The 15,083-nt window shown below is 39.6% G+C and carries 14 protein-coding genes; 8 read left to right on the forward strand and 6 right to left on the reverse strand.

All coding sequences use genetic code 11. The features are described 5' to 3' along the window. Window positions 1-224: 224 nt before the first annotated feature. From porN to topA, 6 genes are all read right to left on the reverse strand, one after another. The gene (gene porN, locus F565_RS0118590) at window positions 225-1,139 is read right to left on the reverse strand and encodes a type IX secretion system ring subunit PorN/GldN (RefSeq protein WP_020214751.1); all 915 of its coding nucleotides are present in this window, start codon (window positions 1,137-1,139) and stop codon (window positions 225-227) included. A gap of 31 nt (window positions 1,140-1,170) precedes the next feature. Next, on the reverse strand, window positions 1,171-2,703 hold the full coding sequence (gene porM, locus F565_RS0118595; protein ID WP_026300173.1) for a type IX secretion system motor protein PorM/GldM: 1,533 nt from the start codon (window positions 2,701-2,703) through the stop codon (window positions 1,171-1,173). 49 nt (window positions 2,704-2,752) lie between these two features. Further along, window positions 2,753-3,385 carry a type IX secretion system motor protein PorL/GldL gene (porL, locus tag F565_RS0118600; RefSeq protein WP_026300174.1) on the reverse strand — a complete coding sequence of 211 codons (633 nt, stop codon included), beginning with the start codon at window positions 3,383-3,385 and terminating at the stop codon, window positions 2,753-2,755. A 72-nt stretch (window positions 3,386-3,457) separates the two neighbouring features. Beyond that, the gene (gene porK / locus F565_RS0118605; protein WP_020214754.1) at window positions 3,458-4,828 is read right to left on the reverse strand and encodes a T9SS ring complex lipoprotein PorK/GldK; all 1,371 of its coding nucleotides are present in this window, start codon (window positions 4,826-4,828) and stop codon (window positions 3,458-3,460) included. 148 nt (window positions 4,829-4,976) lie between these two features. Then, the gene (locus tag F565_RS0118610; RefSeq protein ID WP_020214755.1) at window positions 4,977-6,128 is read right to left on the reverse strand and encodes a formimidoylglutamase; all 1,152 of its coding nucleotides are present in this window, start codon (window positions 6,126-6,128) and stop codon (window positions 4,977-4,979) included. 6 nt (window positions 6,129-6,134) lie between these two features. Next, window positions 6,135-8,654, reverse strand: a complete 2,520-nt coding sequence (gene topA / locus F565_RS0118615; RefSeq protein WP_020214756.1) for a type I DNA topoisomerase — start codon at window positions 8,652-8,654, stop codon at window positions 6,135-6,137. Window positions 8,655-8,883: 229 nt separating this feature from the next. On the opposite strand from topA, the gene miaB reads away from it, so the two are divergent. The 8 genes from miaB to F565_RS0118655 all read left to right on the forward strand — a co-directional run bounded on the left by miaB (window position 8,884) and on the right by F565_RS0118655 (window position 15,075). Then, the gene (gene miaB, locus F565_RS0118620) at window positions 8,884-10,329 is read left to right on the forward strand and encodes a tRNA (N6-isopentenyl adenosine(37)-C2)-methylthiotransferase MiaB (protein WP_020214757.1); all 1,446 of its coding nucleotides are present in this window, start codon (window positions 8,884-8,886) and stop codon (window positions 10,327-10,329) included. 114 nt (window positions 10,330-10,443) lie between these two features. After that, window positions 10,444-10,812, forward strand: coding sequence for a GxxExxY protein (locus F565_RS0118625; protein WP_020214758.1), 369 nt, complete (start codon window positions 10,444-10,446; stop codon window positions 10,810-10,812). 64 nt (window positions 10,813-10,876) lie between these two features. After that, window positions 10,877-12,163 (forward strand): sigma-54 interaction domain-containing protein, encoded by a 1,287-nt coding sequence (locus F565_RS0118630; protein WP_020214759.1) that lies wholly within the window; start codon window positions 10,877-10,879, stop codon window positions 12,161-12,163. A 7-nt stretch (window positions 12,164-12,170) separates the two neighbouring features. Beyond that, window positions 12,171-12,677, forward strand: coding sequence for an LptE family protein (locus F565_RS0118635; RefSeq protein WP_020214760.1), 507 nt, complete (start codon window positions 12,171-12,173; stop codon window positions 12,675-12,677). A gap of 75 nt (window positions 12,678-12,752) precedes the next feature. Further along, complete coding sequence (locus tag F565_RS0118640; protein WP_026300175.1) at window positions 12,753-13,262, forward strand: LptE family protein; 510 nt, start codon at window positions 12,753-12,755, stop codon at window positions 13,260-13,262. 77 nt (window positions 13,263-13,339) lie between these two features. Continuing rightward, complete coding sequence (locus F565_RS0118645) at window positions 13,340-14,266, forward strand: tetratricopeptide repeat protein (RefSeq protein ID WP_020214762.1); 927 nt, start codon at window positions 13,340-13,342, stop codon at window positions 14,264-14,266. Window positions 14,267-14,272: 6 nt separating this feature from the next. Next, window positions 14,273-14,650 carry a preprotein translocase subunit SecG gene (gene secG, locus F565_RS0118650; RefSeq protein WP_020214763.1) on the forward strand — a complete coding sequence of 126 codons (378 nt, stop codon included), beginning with the start codon at window positions 14,273-14,275 and terminating at the stop codon, window positions 14,648-14,650. A 149-nt stretch (window positions 14,651-14,799) separates the two neighbouring features. Continuing rightward, window positions 14,800-15,075 carry a co-chaperone GroES gene (locus F565_RS0118655; protein WP_020214764.1) on the forward strand — a complete coding sequence of 92 codons (276 nt, stop codon included), beginning with the start codon at window positions 14,800-14,802 and terminating at the stop codon, window positions 15,073-15,075. The last annotated feature ends 8 nt before the right edge of the window (window positions 15,076-15,083 follow it).

Consider the following 15,083-nt stretch of genomic DNA (forward strand, 5'->3'; position numbering starts at 1 on the left):
AGAATCAAACAGTTAAGAACGCAAAAAGTGTAATCTTAAATGTTAATATTATACTAAAATTTAACAACAGTTTAAGATTTAATTAATTTTTAAATAAAACTGCTATAAATAAGATAAATGCAATTTTGTAGTCGGATTATTATAAATTACCAAAGTATTTTAAATAATAGTCAAAAAAAAGAGGCTAATCTTTTCAGATAAGCCTCTTTTAGAGAAATATAATTTTAATAATTCCACATGTCCTGCTCGAAGTTGCGTATTTTATCTCTTACACGCTCCGATTCAAGCAATTGCATCTGTGCATTATCTTTTAAATATGCATCGATAGACCTGTCACCATATACATTCTCTTCTTTGGTAACAACACCAGAGAAACGTCTTGCATTTAAAAGGTGGTCAAAATCTATTGGTATAGCAGAGTTCCTGTCGTTAAATGCTTTCGCCTGGTGAAGGACATCCCTCGCAGCCGGGAAATATACCCAGAAACTTGGGTTATATTCCTGCTCCTTAGACTGGTCTTTCTTAGAAAAAACATCAACTACTACAGGAGCAATACCTAATAAACGGTATTTAAGTTCGCCCTGTCTTTTATCAAAATACCAGAAACCAACGATATCATAAGCCGAAACATCCGAAGCATCAATCTCAGTTGTTATAATATACTCAGGAGATATTGTTTTCTTTCCTTTTCTGTAAGAAACAACATCAGAGTTATACTCTTCAATACCCGCATCAGAAGTATCAGTACTCCTTAAAGAAGCTTCAATATCTTTTAGCGTCTTTTTTGTAGTAAAATAAGAACTATCATATACTTCGGTAATTTTACCTGCACGTATTGCAGTCATTAAAACCTGATAAAGTGGCCTCCTGTCAGCACTTAATTCTTCGATAGGATAATATAAAGGGTAGTTAATCCTTTGGTTAAGATCTATAGTCTCCCATATTTTTCTTCCAAACAACACATCCCTGTCGCCCACATAACCGTAAGGTAGTGGTTTATCATTATCTAACGAATCTTGTGCCGCAGTTCTTTTACCTATCTGGTCTGGAGTTTTTGCATTCAATAAATTTGATTGCGCAAAACCGGTATTAGCCACAAGGCAAAATAAAACGGTTAATGAAAAAATGGTCTTACTCATCATCTATACTTTTTAATATTTATGGCAATGCTTACTGAACTTCAAAAGTACAAGCCGAAACAGCTTTAGCCCTTTGATCTATACCTGTAAAACTTGCTTTAATTTCAGATATTACAACTACATCACCTTTTTGCGCTTTAGCAATGGCAGATTTAGCTCTTCCATCCATTTTGTTACCACTTACTACAATTGTAGGCTGGCCAGGAACTTTAACGTTAAACTGTGTCACGTTAACTGTTACAGGGAAATCGAAATCTTCCATAGTAGCTGTAATCGTAACAACTTCAAGGTTAGATTTTGGTCCTTTAGCAGCAACTTCACCTCTAACTTTACCTGTTGGAGCAGGAAGTCCCTTAATACGGAATTCTTTTTTGTCAGAAACTTTATCACCGTTAGGTAGCGTACCTGTTACGTTAACCATAACCGTATTACCACCACCCGGATTAAGCACATAATTACCTGCTTTACCAGCTGAACTCATACCCGGAGCAGAAGCACTAACTTTATCAGCCGCTATACCAGCAAATGATACAGAGATTGGGTTAGCAACGCCACGGTATACAACATTCATTTTATCGGCAGATATTGTAGCCGAGTTAGGCCTTGGTACAACAACATATTTACTTTCAAATGCTAATGGAATTTCTTTACCATCTTCAAGGAATGTAAATTTACCTTTAATAGATTGCTCACCAACTGCACCGGCAGTCATGTTGATCACAGCCTGACCGTTTTCTATTTTACCAGGACCCTGGAAAGATGTTGGCTTAGTGTTCTCATCATACTTACCTAATACTACTTTACCAGTAACTTTTTCTCCCTGGAAGTAAGCATTTTTATCTAATACTACAAGAGCAGTATAGTTTTTCATTGAAGATGCATCTACTGCAGCTTTTCCTAAAGCAGAAGCATAAACGTTAGCCTCAACTACTTCTACACTATTTTGAAGAGCAGATAATTTAGTTAAAGATGCAATAGCCGGGAAACCTTTGTAATGGTAATCAAGAAATTTTTTCTTTACACCTTCACGGTCTACAACGTCATCAGTATTAAATTTATTATCTAAATCAGAAATAATACTCTGATACTTTTTATCAGCACCAACAGCAGCTTTCATATCAGTTTTATATTTATTGATAGCATCAACTATTTCCTGACCTCTTTTAGAGTAACCATCACCGTTAAACCAAAGTTCGTCGATTTTGTCACCCTTATCCATTGCCTCGTAAGGAAGTTTACCTTTTTCGGTTTTTTCAATATCCTTAGTAACATCAGATTTTAAACCTTCTAAAAAGCCTGAAAATTTAGCAGAAATACCTTGTACTTTTTCAGCTATATTTTTAGCTTCAACAAAGTGAGAATCTTCACCGGCTTTGGTAACCAGCTGATCATAACTCATTTTATTGTTTTTTACAGCTTCGCTATTAGAAGACTCAAACTGTTCGTTCATTAAACCAAAGGCCGTCAGAACTTCTTTAGACATATTTAATGCCATCATTGCGATGAAAACCAGGTACATTAGGTTTACCATCTTTTGCCTTGGGGTTTGTTTTCCTCCTGCCATTTTACTTTAAGTAGTTTTTTCTTGTTAGTTATAAGTTATTATCTACTAATTAAGCTTTGTTGCCCATTGCAGAAAGCATACCACCATATACATTGTTTAATGAAGCAATGTTTTTAGTCATAGCTGACATTTCTTGCTGTAGTTTAGTTGCGTTTTCAGCAATTACCCTGTTAGCTTCAGCATTACGTGAAGCACTGTCTAATTGTACTTTGTAAAGGCTGTTTAATGATTCCATTTGTGCAGCAGCAGTAGACATTTCTTCGCTGTATTTTTTCTGAGAAGAAATTGAGTCAACTGTAGGAGCGATTCCTTTAGCAGCAGATTCGAAATTTTTGATGCTGCTACCAAGGCTTGCCATAAGTTCGCCGTCGATTTTAGCTTCTTTTAATAAATTGTCAAGTTTTTGAGAAAGTAAGCCCTGAGCTTCTGTAGGGTTTTCTTTTTTGATCTCTTTTTTCTTAGCTTCTCCGCCTGCAAGTTCAGGGTAAACTAATGACCAGTCAAGGTCTTTGTGGATAGGTTCAAAAGCAGACATAGCAAAGATGAAAGCCTCAGTTCCAAGACCTGCAATAAGCATTTCACTTGCAAAAGGCCAGTGCATTAGTTTGAAAAGTGCTCCGATGATTACAACCGCTGCTCCAAGACCATAGGCCATGTTCATAACTCTTTGTGGTAGTGCCATAATAAAATAAATTTAGTTTTTTAGTTAAGTTAATTAATTTAAATATTCAAAAAATTCGAGTTGGTTAAAATTTTATTGATTACCTGTACTTTGTGTACCCATGTAATCCTGAACGGTCCTGAAACCTATGTAGCTCCTTGCAGAATCTGCATACTCCCAATCCCTTGTACTTGTTTGAAGGAAATAAGCAACATCCTTCCAAGATCCGCCACGTATAACTTTACGTTTGTTTTTCTGGTCAGATACGTTAGGGTTCATTGTAGAAACATATTCGTATGAGTTGGCATCATAAGAAGAATCTGTCCACTCCGCAACGTTACCTGCCATATTATATAGGTTAAAATCATTAGGGTCAAAAGAGTCAGCCTCTACTGTATATAAAGCACCGTCTGCCGCATAATCTCCCCTGTCCGGCTTAAAGTTAGCAAGGAAACAACCCCTGTCGTTCTTAGCATAAGGACCACCCCACGGGAAAGTACCTGATTGTATACCGCCTCTTGCAGCATACTCCCACTCTGCCTCTGTAGGTAAACGGAATGCATTTGCAAACTCTTGTTTTTTAGCCTTTTGGTAAGCACGCTTGTACAATGTTCTCCATGCACAAAACGCTTTTGCCTGTTTCCAGTTAACACCTACCACAGGATAAGTACCGTATGCCTGGTGCCAAAAGTAATCGTTATGCATAGGCTCGTTGTAAGAATACGAAAAGTCTTTTATCCAAACTGTTGTATCAGGATATACCTGTACTTTTTCAGATATAAGGTATTTACTTCTTTTCTCCCTGCTGTTGCCGGTAGATTTATCTTTTGCCGCCGCCTGGATATCCATCCATTTAAAGGCAAACTGAAGTTTAGAAACATCTACAGTCCTTTGCCCGTTGTATGATTCAGATTCAGGAAGGTACATAGAGTCCATTACCTCAACGTAAAATTCATCCGGATATTTTTGCGGGTCCTGGATAAGTTTCGCTTTATGGTTTATCTTTCTTCCTGCATAAGGATCGTCACTAACACTATAGTAGTTGTCTTCCATATATTGATCATAAGCTGACTTTTCTTCTTTTTCCTGATCTTTAAATGCATACTCGCCTATACCGCCACTGCCGGGTGTAAGACCCTGCTCGTCTGCAAGTACAGCAAGCCTTGTCCTGATAGTAGAATCTTTAACCCACTCCACAAACTGCCTGTACTCACTGTTTGTAATCTCTGTTTCGTCCATATAGAAAGAACGAACAGTCACTGTCTTTGTAGGAGCATCCTGAACATTAGCCATGTCATCGTCAGACTTACCCATAATGTAAGCGCCACCGGGAACTAAAGTCATGCCATAAGGCTTTTCAGGCTTCCACTTCTTTCCTCTAACACCTACCAGCTCACCGCGGTCACTCGAACCACAGCTGATTAGTAATGATAAAGTTGCTGTTAATGCAATGAACTTCTTCATAAATTTGGGTTATTAATGTAATCTATTTTTAAGGGCGTAAACCTATTTATTTATTTTGAAAAAAACAATTTTTTTTAGCAAAAATCCTAAGCCAATCATAAACATTTGATAACTTAATGCTAAAGCACCGTAATTAGTAGCGATAATGTTAAATTATGTTTTTTCTTTGCGCTTTCCATAATCTTTCAGGAACCTCATTATTACAGGTACTTAAGTAATCTTTGTAACTACATGGTAATAACGTAGTATTTTTTACTTTATTATTTCCCACAGAGCCCTTTGGCACCTCTATCCACCATCTTTCTGTCCTGTCGCTCTTAAAAAACACCAGCTCTTCATCTTCCATGGGCACAATATACTTAATATAATGCTCCCTGCTACCAAAAGGGTATTCCTGCGAACGATAATGTACTCCTTCTATAAAATACCACAGCACCTGCGCTATTAGTACTGACTCCTGCCTGGTATCGTCATGGTTAAAGATCCCAAAGGAACTTACCTTGTCACTTATCCCGGCGTAGCGCGCTAAAGTACAAATTTCTTTTCCATCAAAACCATTTGGCACGAATTTAACAATATTTCCTGAATCGCTGGATTTTACAGCCGTCATATCAATGCTCACAAAATCGGCATCTCTAAACACGGGCTCAGCAATAGTAATGTCGTTACACACCTCGCCCAGGCGGTAGGCATCAAAATATAACTTCTCTACCAGGTCTATTTCTTCCTGCGCGTTATAGTATGTTTGATAACCTATATTACTGTAATTAAAAAGGTTATGAGGTTCTTCTACAATCATTCGCGTTAAAAATGAACGCGATGATATAGCCTCGTCCTCTTTACCAAAGTCGAAACGGCTATCTATAGATACATAGTTAACCATTTGTTCTAAACGGTCGTAGCCCCTGTATATTGCATAAGCAAGGTCGTGGCCACCACCCAGTATTACCGGTATAATTTTACTTTTAACAAGCTCTCCAACTATACTTTTTAAAGCATAATAGGTATCCTGAAGCGACTCTCCGGCAGTAATATTACCCAGATCGGCAATTGTTTTATGCCAGTTGCCCGGATAAAGGCCATAAAATTCTTTACGAATGTAGTTAAGATGTATGCTTGGCTTATTATCATGTTGCCCCCTGTTATCTAAAACCCCAATTATAGCTATAGATGCCGTTTCCAGATCGGGAAAATCTCCTTTAGTATGGCACAACACCTTTTTACCCAGTGTTTGGGAGTTAAGCGCATCTACATACTCGGCAAAACTTTCGTCTAACGGTTGTAAAAATTCAAAAGCCATAATTTATTATTTCTTTTTTGCTACTGTTTTTTTTGCAGCCGCAGGTTTCTTAGCGGCTGTTTTTTTAACCGGGGTTTTCTTTACCGGTGTTTTCTCGGCTATCATCGCCTTAGCCTTATCAAGCGTTAAGCCTGCAGCGTCAAAATCTTTACTAAGCTCTATTTTTATCTTGCCTTTTGTAAGCACAGACCTCCCCCAACGGGCTTTCTCTACCTTAATACCCTCATCTTCCCAGTTATGCAAAACCTTATCTATGTCTTTTTGCATCTTGGTTTCTATAAGCTCAACCAGGTCGGCCTGAGAAAGGTTATCAAAATTATATTTTTTGCTAACATTTATAAATGTACCATTCCACTTTATGAACGGCCCAAAACGCCCTACCCCTTTTTGCACAGGTTCATTTTTGTAAATACCTATAGGTGCATCTGCCTGTTGCTTTTCTGCAATAAGTTCCTGCGCCCTTGCTAAAGTAACATCAAGCGGATCTTCTCCCTTTGGCAATGATATGAATAATTTTCCAAAACGCACATACGGGCCAAAGCGCCCATTATTAACCTCTACCTCTTCGCCATCGTGTGTACCCAGGTTTTTAGGCAGTAAAAACAGTCCTAAAACCTCATCAAGAGTAATGGTACCTATATTTTGTTCCGGCAATAAGCTGGCAAATGTTTTATTTTCGTCGTCCGGCTCGCCTATTTGCGCCATAGGGCCAAATTTACCAAGGCGTACGCTTACAGGTTTCCCTGTTTTAGGGTCGGTACCTAATATCCTTTCGCCAGATTCCCTTTCGGCATTTTGCTCAACATCTTTTACCTTAGGGTGAAAGTGGTCGTAAAAAGTACCCATCATTTTAGTCCAGTCTTCGTTACCGGATGCTATTTCATCAAAATCATGCTCTACCTTAGCGGTAAAGTTATAATCAAGGATGGTATCAAAATGGTTTACAAGAAAATCGTTTACAATAGTACCAATATCTGTAGGCACAAGCTTCCCTTTATCAGACCCTACATTTTCGGCAAGTACCTGTTCGGCAATGTTGCTGTTCTTTAAAGTTAACTGCGCATATTTACGCTGTTGCCCTTCAAAATTACCTTTCTCTACATAATTCCTGCTAATAATGGTAGATATTGTAGGCGCATACGTAGACGGACGGCCTATACCCAGCTCTTCGAGCTTTTTAACCAGTGCAGCCTCTGTATAACGTGCCGGTGGCCTCGAAAAACGTTCTGTAGCAGTAATGTAATTATTTATAAGCTTTTCGTTTACACGCAATGCAGGCAACATCCCTTCCTGCTCATCTTCATCATCGTCATGCCCTTCAAGGTATACTTTAAGAAAACCTTCAAACATAAGCACTTCGCCTGCTGCTGTAAAAATTTCTTTATGGTTGTTTGCTTCAATCTTAACATTGGTACGCTCCAGCTGGGCATCGCTCATTTGCGAAGCCAGTGTACGTTTCCATATAAGGTCGTATACTCTTGCCTGGTCACGGTCTATATCTACCGTGTGGCGTGTCATATCTGTAGGGCGAATGGCTTCGTGAGCCTCCTGTGCGCCTTTGCTCTTAGTATTATAGGTACGTGGTTTGCTAAATTCTTTACCATAAGAACGTGTAATTTCAGCCTCGGCAGCCAGCATAGCTTCCTGCGAAAGGTTTACACTATCGGTTCTCATATAGGTAATAAGCCCCGCTTCATACAGCCTTTGTGCCAGCATCATGGTAACACCCACCGGCAGGTACAGCTTGCGGGCTGCCTCCTGTTGTAGCGTAGATGTGGTAAAGGGTGCCGCCGGAGATTTTTTTGCCGGCTTGGTTTCAAGGTCGGCTACTTTGTAAGCTGAGCCAATGTTTTTATTTAAAAACTCCTGTGCCTGCTCTTTAGTGGCAAAGTTTTTAGGCAGTTTTGCCTTAAATGTTTTACCGGCCTCATTAGTAAACTCAGCAGTAATACTATAAGAACCTTCGGCTTTAAAATTTTGTATTTCTCTTTCGCGCTCTACTATCAAACGTACTGACACCGATTGTACCCTTCCTGCCGATAATCCGCTTTTTACTTTTTTCCATAACACGGGCGATAGTTCATACCCCACAAGCCTGTCTAAAACCCTGCGTGCCTGTTGTGCATTTACCAGGTCATAATTAATATCCCTTGGGTTATCTATGGCTTTTAATATAGCAGTCTTAGTAATTTCATGAAAAACAATACGTTTGGTCTTTGCTTTATCCAGTTTTAATTCTTCCGCCAGGTGCCACGCAATTGCCTCACCCTCGCGGTCCTCATCGCTCGCTAACCAAACCATGTCGGCATTTTTAGAAAGATCCCTGAGTTTTTTAACCAAAGCTTTTTTATCGGGCGAAACTTCATAAGAAGGTTTAAAGCCATTTAACACATCCACCCCTATTTCTTTAGACGGAAGGTCGGCAATGTGCCCATAGCTACTCTCTACCTGGTAGTCTTTCCCTAAAAACTTTTCTATGGTTTTTGCCTTTGCAGGCGACTCAACAATCACTAAATTCTTTGCCATCATACATTTCTTTGGTCGCAAAAGTATATGATTTTTTTAAATATCAACTTTTCCTTAATCTTATTTCTGCATATTTTACAAAAGTTTATCGATAAACAGCATATCTGCACCTATTATATATATAGGTGTAAACATAAAAAATCCACACAATGATTAGCTGTCAACTTGGCAGGGTATTATTTTTATAGTTATCTTTGCCCATTCAAAAAAGCATGTGCAGTAGTGTAGTATGGAAAAGATAATTGAAGAAAACAAACAGGGACAAAGCCTTGTTTTAGAGCAAAAAACAGGCAACACAAAAAAACTGTTTATAGAGAGTTATGGCTGTGCCATGAATTTTGCCGACAGCGAGGTGGTAGCATCTATACTTGCTAACGAAGGGTATAACACTACGCAGTTGCTTGAAGAAGCCGACCTTGTACTGGTTAATACCTGTTCTATTAGAGATAAGGCAGAGCAAACTGTGCGCAAAAGGCTGGAAAAATATAATGCCGTAAAACGCATAAACCCCGGAATGAAGGTGGGCGTGCTGGGCTGTATGGCCGAGAGGTTGAAAAGTCAGTTTTTAGAAGAAGAAAAAATTGTAGATATGGTTATAGGCCCCGATGCCTATAAAGACCTGCCTAATTTATTAAAAGAAGTTGAAGAAGGCCGCGATGCCATAAACGTTATACTCTCTAAAGATGAAACGTATGGCGATATATCTCCTGTGCGCCTTAACAGCAATGGTGTTACCGCATTTGTATCTATAACCCGCGGGTGCGACAATATGTGTACTTTTTGCGTGGTGCCCTTTACCCGTGGCCGCGAGCGAAGCCGTGAGCCGCAAAGTATTATGGAGGAAATTGCCGACCTGTACAGCAAAGGATTTAAAGAAGTTACCCTGCTTGGCCAGAATGTAGACAGCTACCTGTGGTATGGCGGCGGACTTAAAAAAGACTACGTTAAGGCATCTGAAATGCAAAAGGCTACTGCTACAGATTTTGCACAGCTGCTGGGCATGGTTGCAGAGGCGTACCCTAAAATGCGTTTCCGTTTTAGTACATCAAACCCGCAGGATATGCACGAGAGCGTACTGCATGTTATTGCTAAATACCACAACGTGTGCAACTACATTCACCTGCCGGTGCAAAGCGGCAGCACCCGTATACTTAAAGAGATGAACCGCCAGCATACCCGCGAGGAGTATATGGCACTTATAGATAAGGTAAAAGCTATTATACCAGATTGTGCCATCTCTCAGGATATGATAAGCGGTTTCCCTACAGAAACCGAAGAAGACCATAAAGACACACTTACTCTTATGGAGTATGTAAAATATGATTTTGGTTATATGTTTGCCTACAGCGAAAGGCCGGGAACACTGGCTGCCCGTAAAATGGAGGATGATGTACCCGAAGAAGTTAAAAAACGCCGCCTGCAGGAGGTGGTAGACCTGCAACAGGAAATAAGCATGGAGCGTACTGCCCGTTTTGTAGGCCAGGTGGTAGAAGTGCTTATAGAAAAACCGTCTAAAAAATCAGATGCGCACTGGAGCGGCCGCAACTCGCAAAACACAACCGTGGTTTTCCCTAAGGGAGATTATAAACCCGGCGATTTTGTAAATGTACTGGTTAGCGACTGTACATCGGCTACACTTATTGGTGAAGCTGTGGGATATAGTGCAATGCAGTAAATGTTTTTTTTGCCACGAATTGCACTAATTTCACTAATTTTTATCATTCTCATTTAGAGAGAAAAGATGAAAGAAGTAGTAACAAAAGTAGCCATGAATTTCACTAATTTTTAGATGGATCTAATTCAGAAAGACGAATATTATAAAATAGTGGGTATTTGCATGGAAGTCCATCGCCATTTGGGCGGCGGGCTTTTGGAGATTGTTTATAAGGATGCACTGGAATATGAATTTCGAAAAAACAATATTCCGTTTGAACGTGAAAAAGAATATTTCATAGAATATAAGGACATCATTTTACCACATAAATTCTATGCAGATTTTGTGGTTTATGACAATATTATTCTGGAGGTAAAAGCCGTTACAGGCATTATTGATGTTCATGTGGCTCAAACGTTAAATTACATCCGTCTTATAAACGGTCAAATTGGAATCATTGCTAATTTCAGCAGGTCCCTTGAGCATAAACGAGTTATACGATAAAATAAAGGAATGCATGAAAATCAAAATTTGCGAAATTTGTGTAATTCGTGGCAAAATATAAAGAATGGAAAGCGTACAAGCCATAAAACAACGATTTGAGATTATAGGGAACGACCCCAAACTAAACCGCGCTATAGAGAAAGCCATACAGGTAGCTCCTACAGATATATCTGTACTGGTAACCGGCGAAAGCGGCGTGGGTAAAGAAAGCATCCCTAAAATAATACATGCCCTCTCCCACCGCAAGCATGGTAAATACATTGCCGTAAACTGTGGCGCCATACCGGAGGGTACTATAGACAGCGAACTCTTTGGCCATGAAAAAGGATCGTTTACCGGTGCTACATCTACCCGCGAGGGTTACTTTGAAGTAGCCGATGGCGGTACTATCTTTCTGGATGAAGTAGGCGAACTGCCACTTACCACACAGGTAAGGCTGCTTAGGGTTTTAGAGAACGGCGAGTTTATAAAAGTAGGCTCCTCGCAAACACAAAAAACAAATGTGCGCATTGTAGCCGCTACAAACGTTAATATGTTTGAAGCTATAGAGAAAGGCAAATTTAGGGAAGACCTTTATTACCGCCTTAGCACTGTAGATATTACATTGCCTGCCCTGCGCGAACGCAAAGACGACATACACTTACTGTTCAGGAAATTCTCGTCAGACTTTGCACAGAAATACAAAATGCCCCCTATAAAGCTTGATGATGATGCCGTGGCACTGTTGCAAAAATACCGTTGGGGCGGAAACATACGCCAGCTGCGGAATGTTGCCGAGCAAATTTCTGTTTTAGAGACAAACAGGAACATATCGTTGGGGACATTAACCGGATACCTGCCGCAGGAAGGCAGCAACCTGCCGGCCGTAGTGCGCGACAAAAAGCCCGAAAGCGATTTTAGCACAGAGAGGGAGATATTATATAAGGTGTTGTTTGACATGAAGAGCGACCTTAACGACCTTAAAAAGCTTACCATGGAGCTTATGCAAAATGGCAACACGAGCAAGGTACAGGAAACTAACCAGGGACTTATAAAGCGCATATACGGACAGGAAGAAAACCACCGTGAGTTTGAAGAACTACCCCGTACAGAGGTGTATGCCCCTCAAAAAACCGTTCGGCCGGAGCCTGCCGTTGTAGAGCAGCACCATGACGAAGAGGAAGATGATGACGACAATTACCTTTTTGCCGAAGCCGTTGAAGAAGAAGAAACACTAAGGCTGGACGAGCGTGAAATAGAGCTTATAAAAAAAGCACTGGAACGTAATAAAGGCAAACGCAAAGCTGCCGCTGACGAACTGGGTATAAGCGAGCGCACGCTGTATAGAAAAATAAAACAATATGATCTTTAATCATACAATGAAAAAGACAATAACCATATTTGCAGCACTTCTAATTTTGATAAGCTTTAGCGGTTGCAGTGTTTACAACTTTACCGGTACCGGAAAAATTGATGCTGAGACGTTTCAGGTTAATTATTTTCAGAATACTGCCGAGGTGGTAGAGCCCGGTATAGAGCGTACCTTTACATTAAGGCTTCAGGACCTTATACAAAACCAGACTAACCTTAGCCTTACTAACTCTAATGGCGATTTGTTGTATGAGGGCGAGATAACCCAGTTCAGGATAACACCCATGACAGCTACTGCAAACCAGCTGGCTGCACAAAACAGGCTTACCATAACTGTTAACGTAAGATTTGTAAATAGAAAGAAAGAAGACGATAATTTTGAAAAGCCTTTTAGCTTTTACTACGATTACCCCGGAGATGAACTCCTTACAGGACCTGTACTAACGGCAGCCCTTGAAGAAATTTACGAAAGGATAACACAGGATATATTTAATGCCTCGCTGGCTAAATGGTAATTTATTAAGTCGCAGTTTACAGTAACGGCATTGATTGTAAACTATGATTGAGATTGAGACTGAAACTAAACTTAAATGCGTAGATTATCAATAATAAAATCCATAATATTACTACTTACCTTAGCAGGTTGTAGTAGTAATTATACCTTTACAGGAAGCATCATTAGCAATGATGTAAAAACCTTTCAGGTTACTATGTTTCAAAATAAGGCAGAGGTAGTAGAACCAGGCATAGAGCGTACCTTTACCCGAAAATTGCAGGATTTAATACAAAACCAGACTAAATTAAGCCTTACCAATAAGGGTGGCGATTTACTTTATGAAGGTGAGATAACACAGTTTAGGATAACACCCATGACAGCTACGGCAAATCAGCTGGCTGCACAAAACAGGCTCACTATAACGGTTAATGTAAGGTTTGTAAACAAAAATAAAGAAGACGATAATTTTGAAAAGCCGTTTAGCTTTTATTACGATTACCCCGGAGATGAACTCCTTACGGGATCTGCACTAACGGCAGCCCTCGAAGAAATTTTCGAAAGGATAACACAGGATATATTTAACGCCTCATTGGCTAAATGGTAATTTTAAGTCGCAGTATACAGTAACACTTAGCAGTAGCTGCACTGGCTGGAAACTGGGACTGGGACTGAAAACTAAATTTGAACACAAAAGACTATACATACCTGCTTAACAAGCCTTATTCTATAAATGAAAGGCAGACTACGGACCTGGAAAGCATCCTCACGGAATTTCCGTACCTGCAAAGTGCCCGTGCTATTTATTTAAAAGGGCTGTATAACCGCGATAGCTTTAGGTACAATACTGAACTTAAAAAAACGGCTGCATACACCACCGACAGATCGGTACTGTTTGACTTTATAATTTCGGAAGATTTCAGGAGTATTGATAAGGCATTGCTGGAAGAACGCGAAAAAGCAGTGTCTGACATTGTGGTGACAGCCAGCCATGTTATTGCTCCCCCTGCCGCTCCTGTAGATAAACTTGAAGAATCTATTAAGTTTATAATTAAGGAAGCTGATACCGAAATTGCTGCTCCTGCTATAAACGAAACAGCAAATGAAGTTATAAATGAGCCGGAAACTATTGAACCGGCAGCTACTGAAACCTCTGAAATTGAAATAACCAACGAACCGGTTGAAGAAAACACTACAGGGACATTACAGATAGGCAGCCCCTTAGAATTTAAAGAAAGTGAAACCCACTCATTTGCCGAATGGCTTCAGCTATCTAAACTTGCTCCCATTGAGCGTGATATACCTGTTGCCGCCCCTGTTATAAACGAAGAGCTCGACAAAAAATACAGTCTTATAGATAAATTTATTGAGGCAAACCCAAAGATAGCTCCGGTTAAAAAAGACTCTCCAACACCAGCAAACACAGGCAAAACAACGACTGAAAGCCCCGGCCTTATGACCGAAACTCTGGCAAGGGTATACCTGGAACAAAAAAAATATACAAAAGCAATACAGGCTTATGAAATTTTAATTTTGAAATATCCGGAAAAAATTACTTTCTTTGCAGACCGTATTTTAGAAATAAAGAATTTACAACAAAATAATAATTAAAGAACAATGATCAATTTTACGATTTTTTTGGTACTTATAACAATCGTTAGCTTTTTACTGGTTGTGGTAATCATGGTGCAAAACCCTAAAGGAGGCGGCCTTTCATCTGCAATAGGTGGCCCACAGGTTATGGGTGGTGTACAAAAAACAACCGATTTTCTTGATAAAAGTACGTGGACACTTGCAACAATATTAGTAGCCCTTATATTATTTTCAAGCTTAAGCTTTTCTACAAGCTACTCTGGAGAAGATTCTTTAACAGATGATTCTGCAGTACCTGCAAAACAGGCTGCTCCTGCTAACGGTGCTGCTACAACACCAGCTGCTCCTGCCGCACAACCGGTAACTCCGGCTCCTGCTACGCCAGCTGTACCTGCACAATAGTTAAGACTCTCTTAAAATAAAATAGTAAAAATGCCAGCCTGTCAGTAGCTGGCATTTTTTATGCGCTTAAATTGTCATATTTGTAAAATGGCATAATTTTCGACCAAAAATAAGCGTCACTTAAAATAACAAACATAAAATTAAAAAATATGGCTTTAAACATTAAACCGCTTTCAGACCGCGTTCTAATAGAGCCGGTTGCTGCAGAAACCCAGACTGCTTCCGGAATTTTTATTCCTGACACTGCTAAAGAAAAACCTCAAAAAGGTATTGTGGTAGCCGTAGGTAACGGTAATAAAGACTATGATATGACTGTAAAGGTGGGCGATACTGTATTGTATGGCAAATATGCAGGTACCGAATTAAAATTTGAAGGTAAGGATTACCTTATCATGAAAGAGGAAGAAATTTTTGCAGTAATCTAATCAGTTTA

Origin of the sequence: Flavobacterium rivuli WB 3.3-2 = DSM 21788, assembly GCF_000378485.1 — a bacterium.
Classification (GTDB): Bacteria; Bacteroidota; Bacteroidia; order Flavobacteriales; family Flavobacteriaceae; genus Flavobacterium; species Flavobacterium rivuli.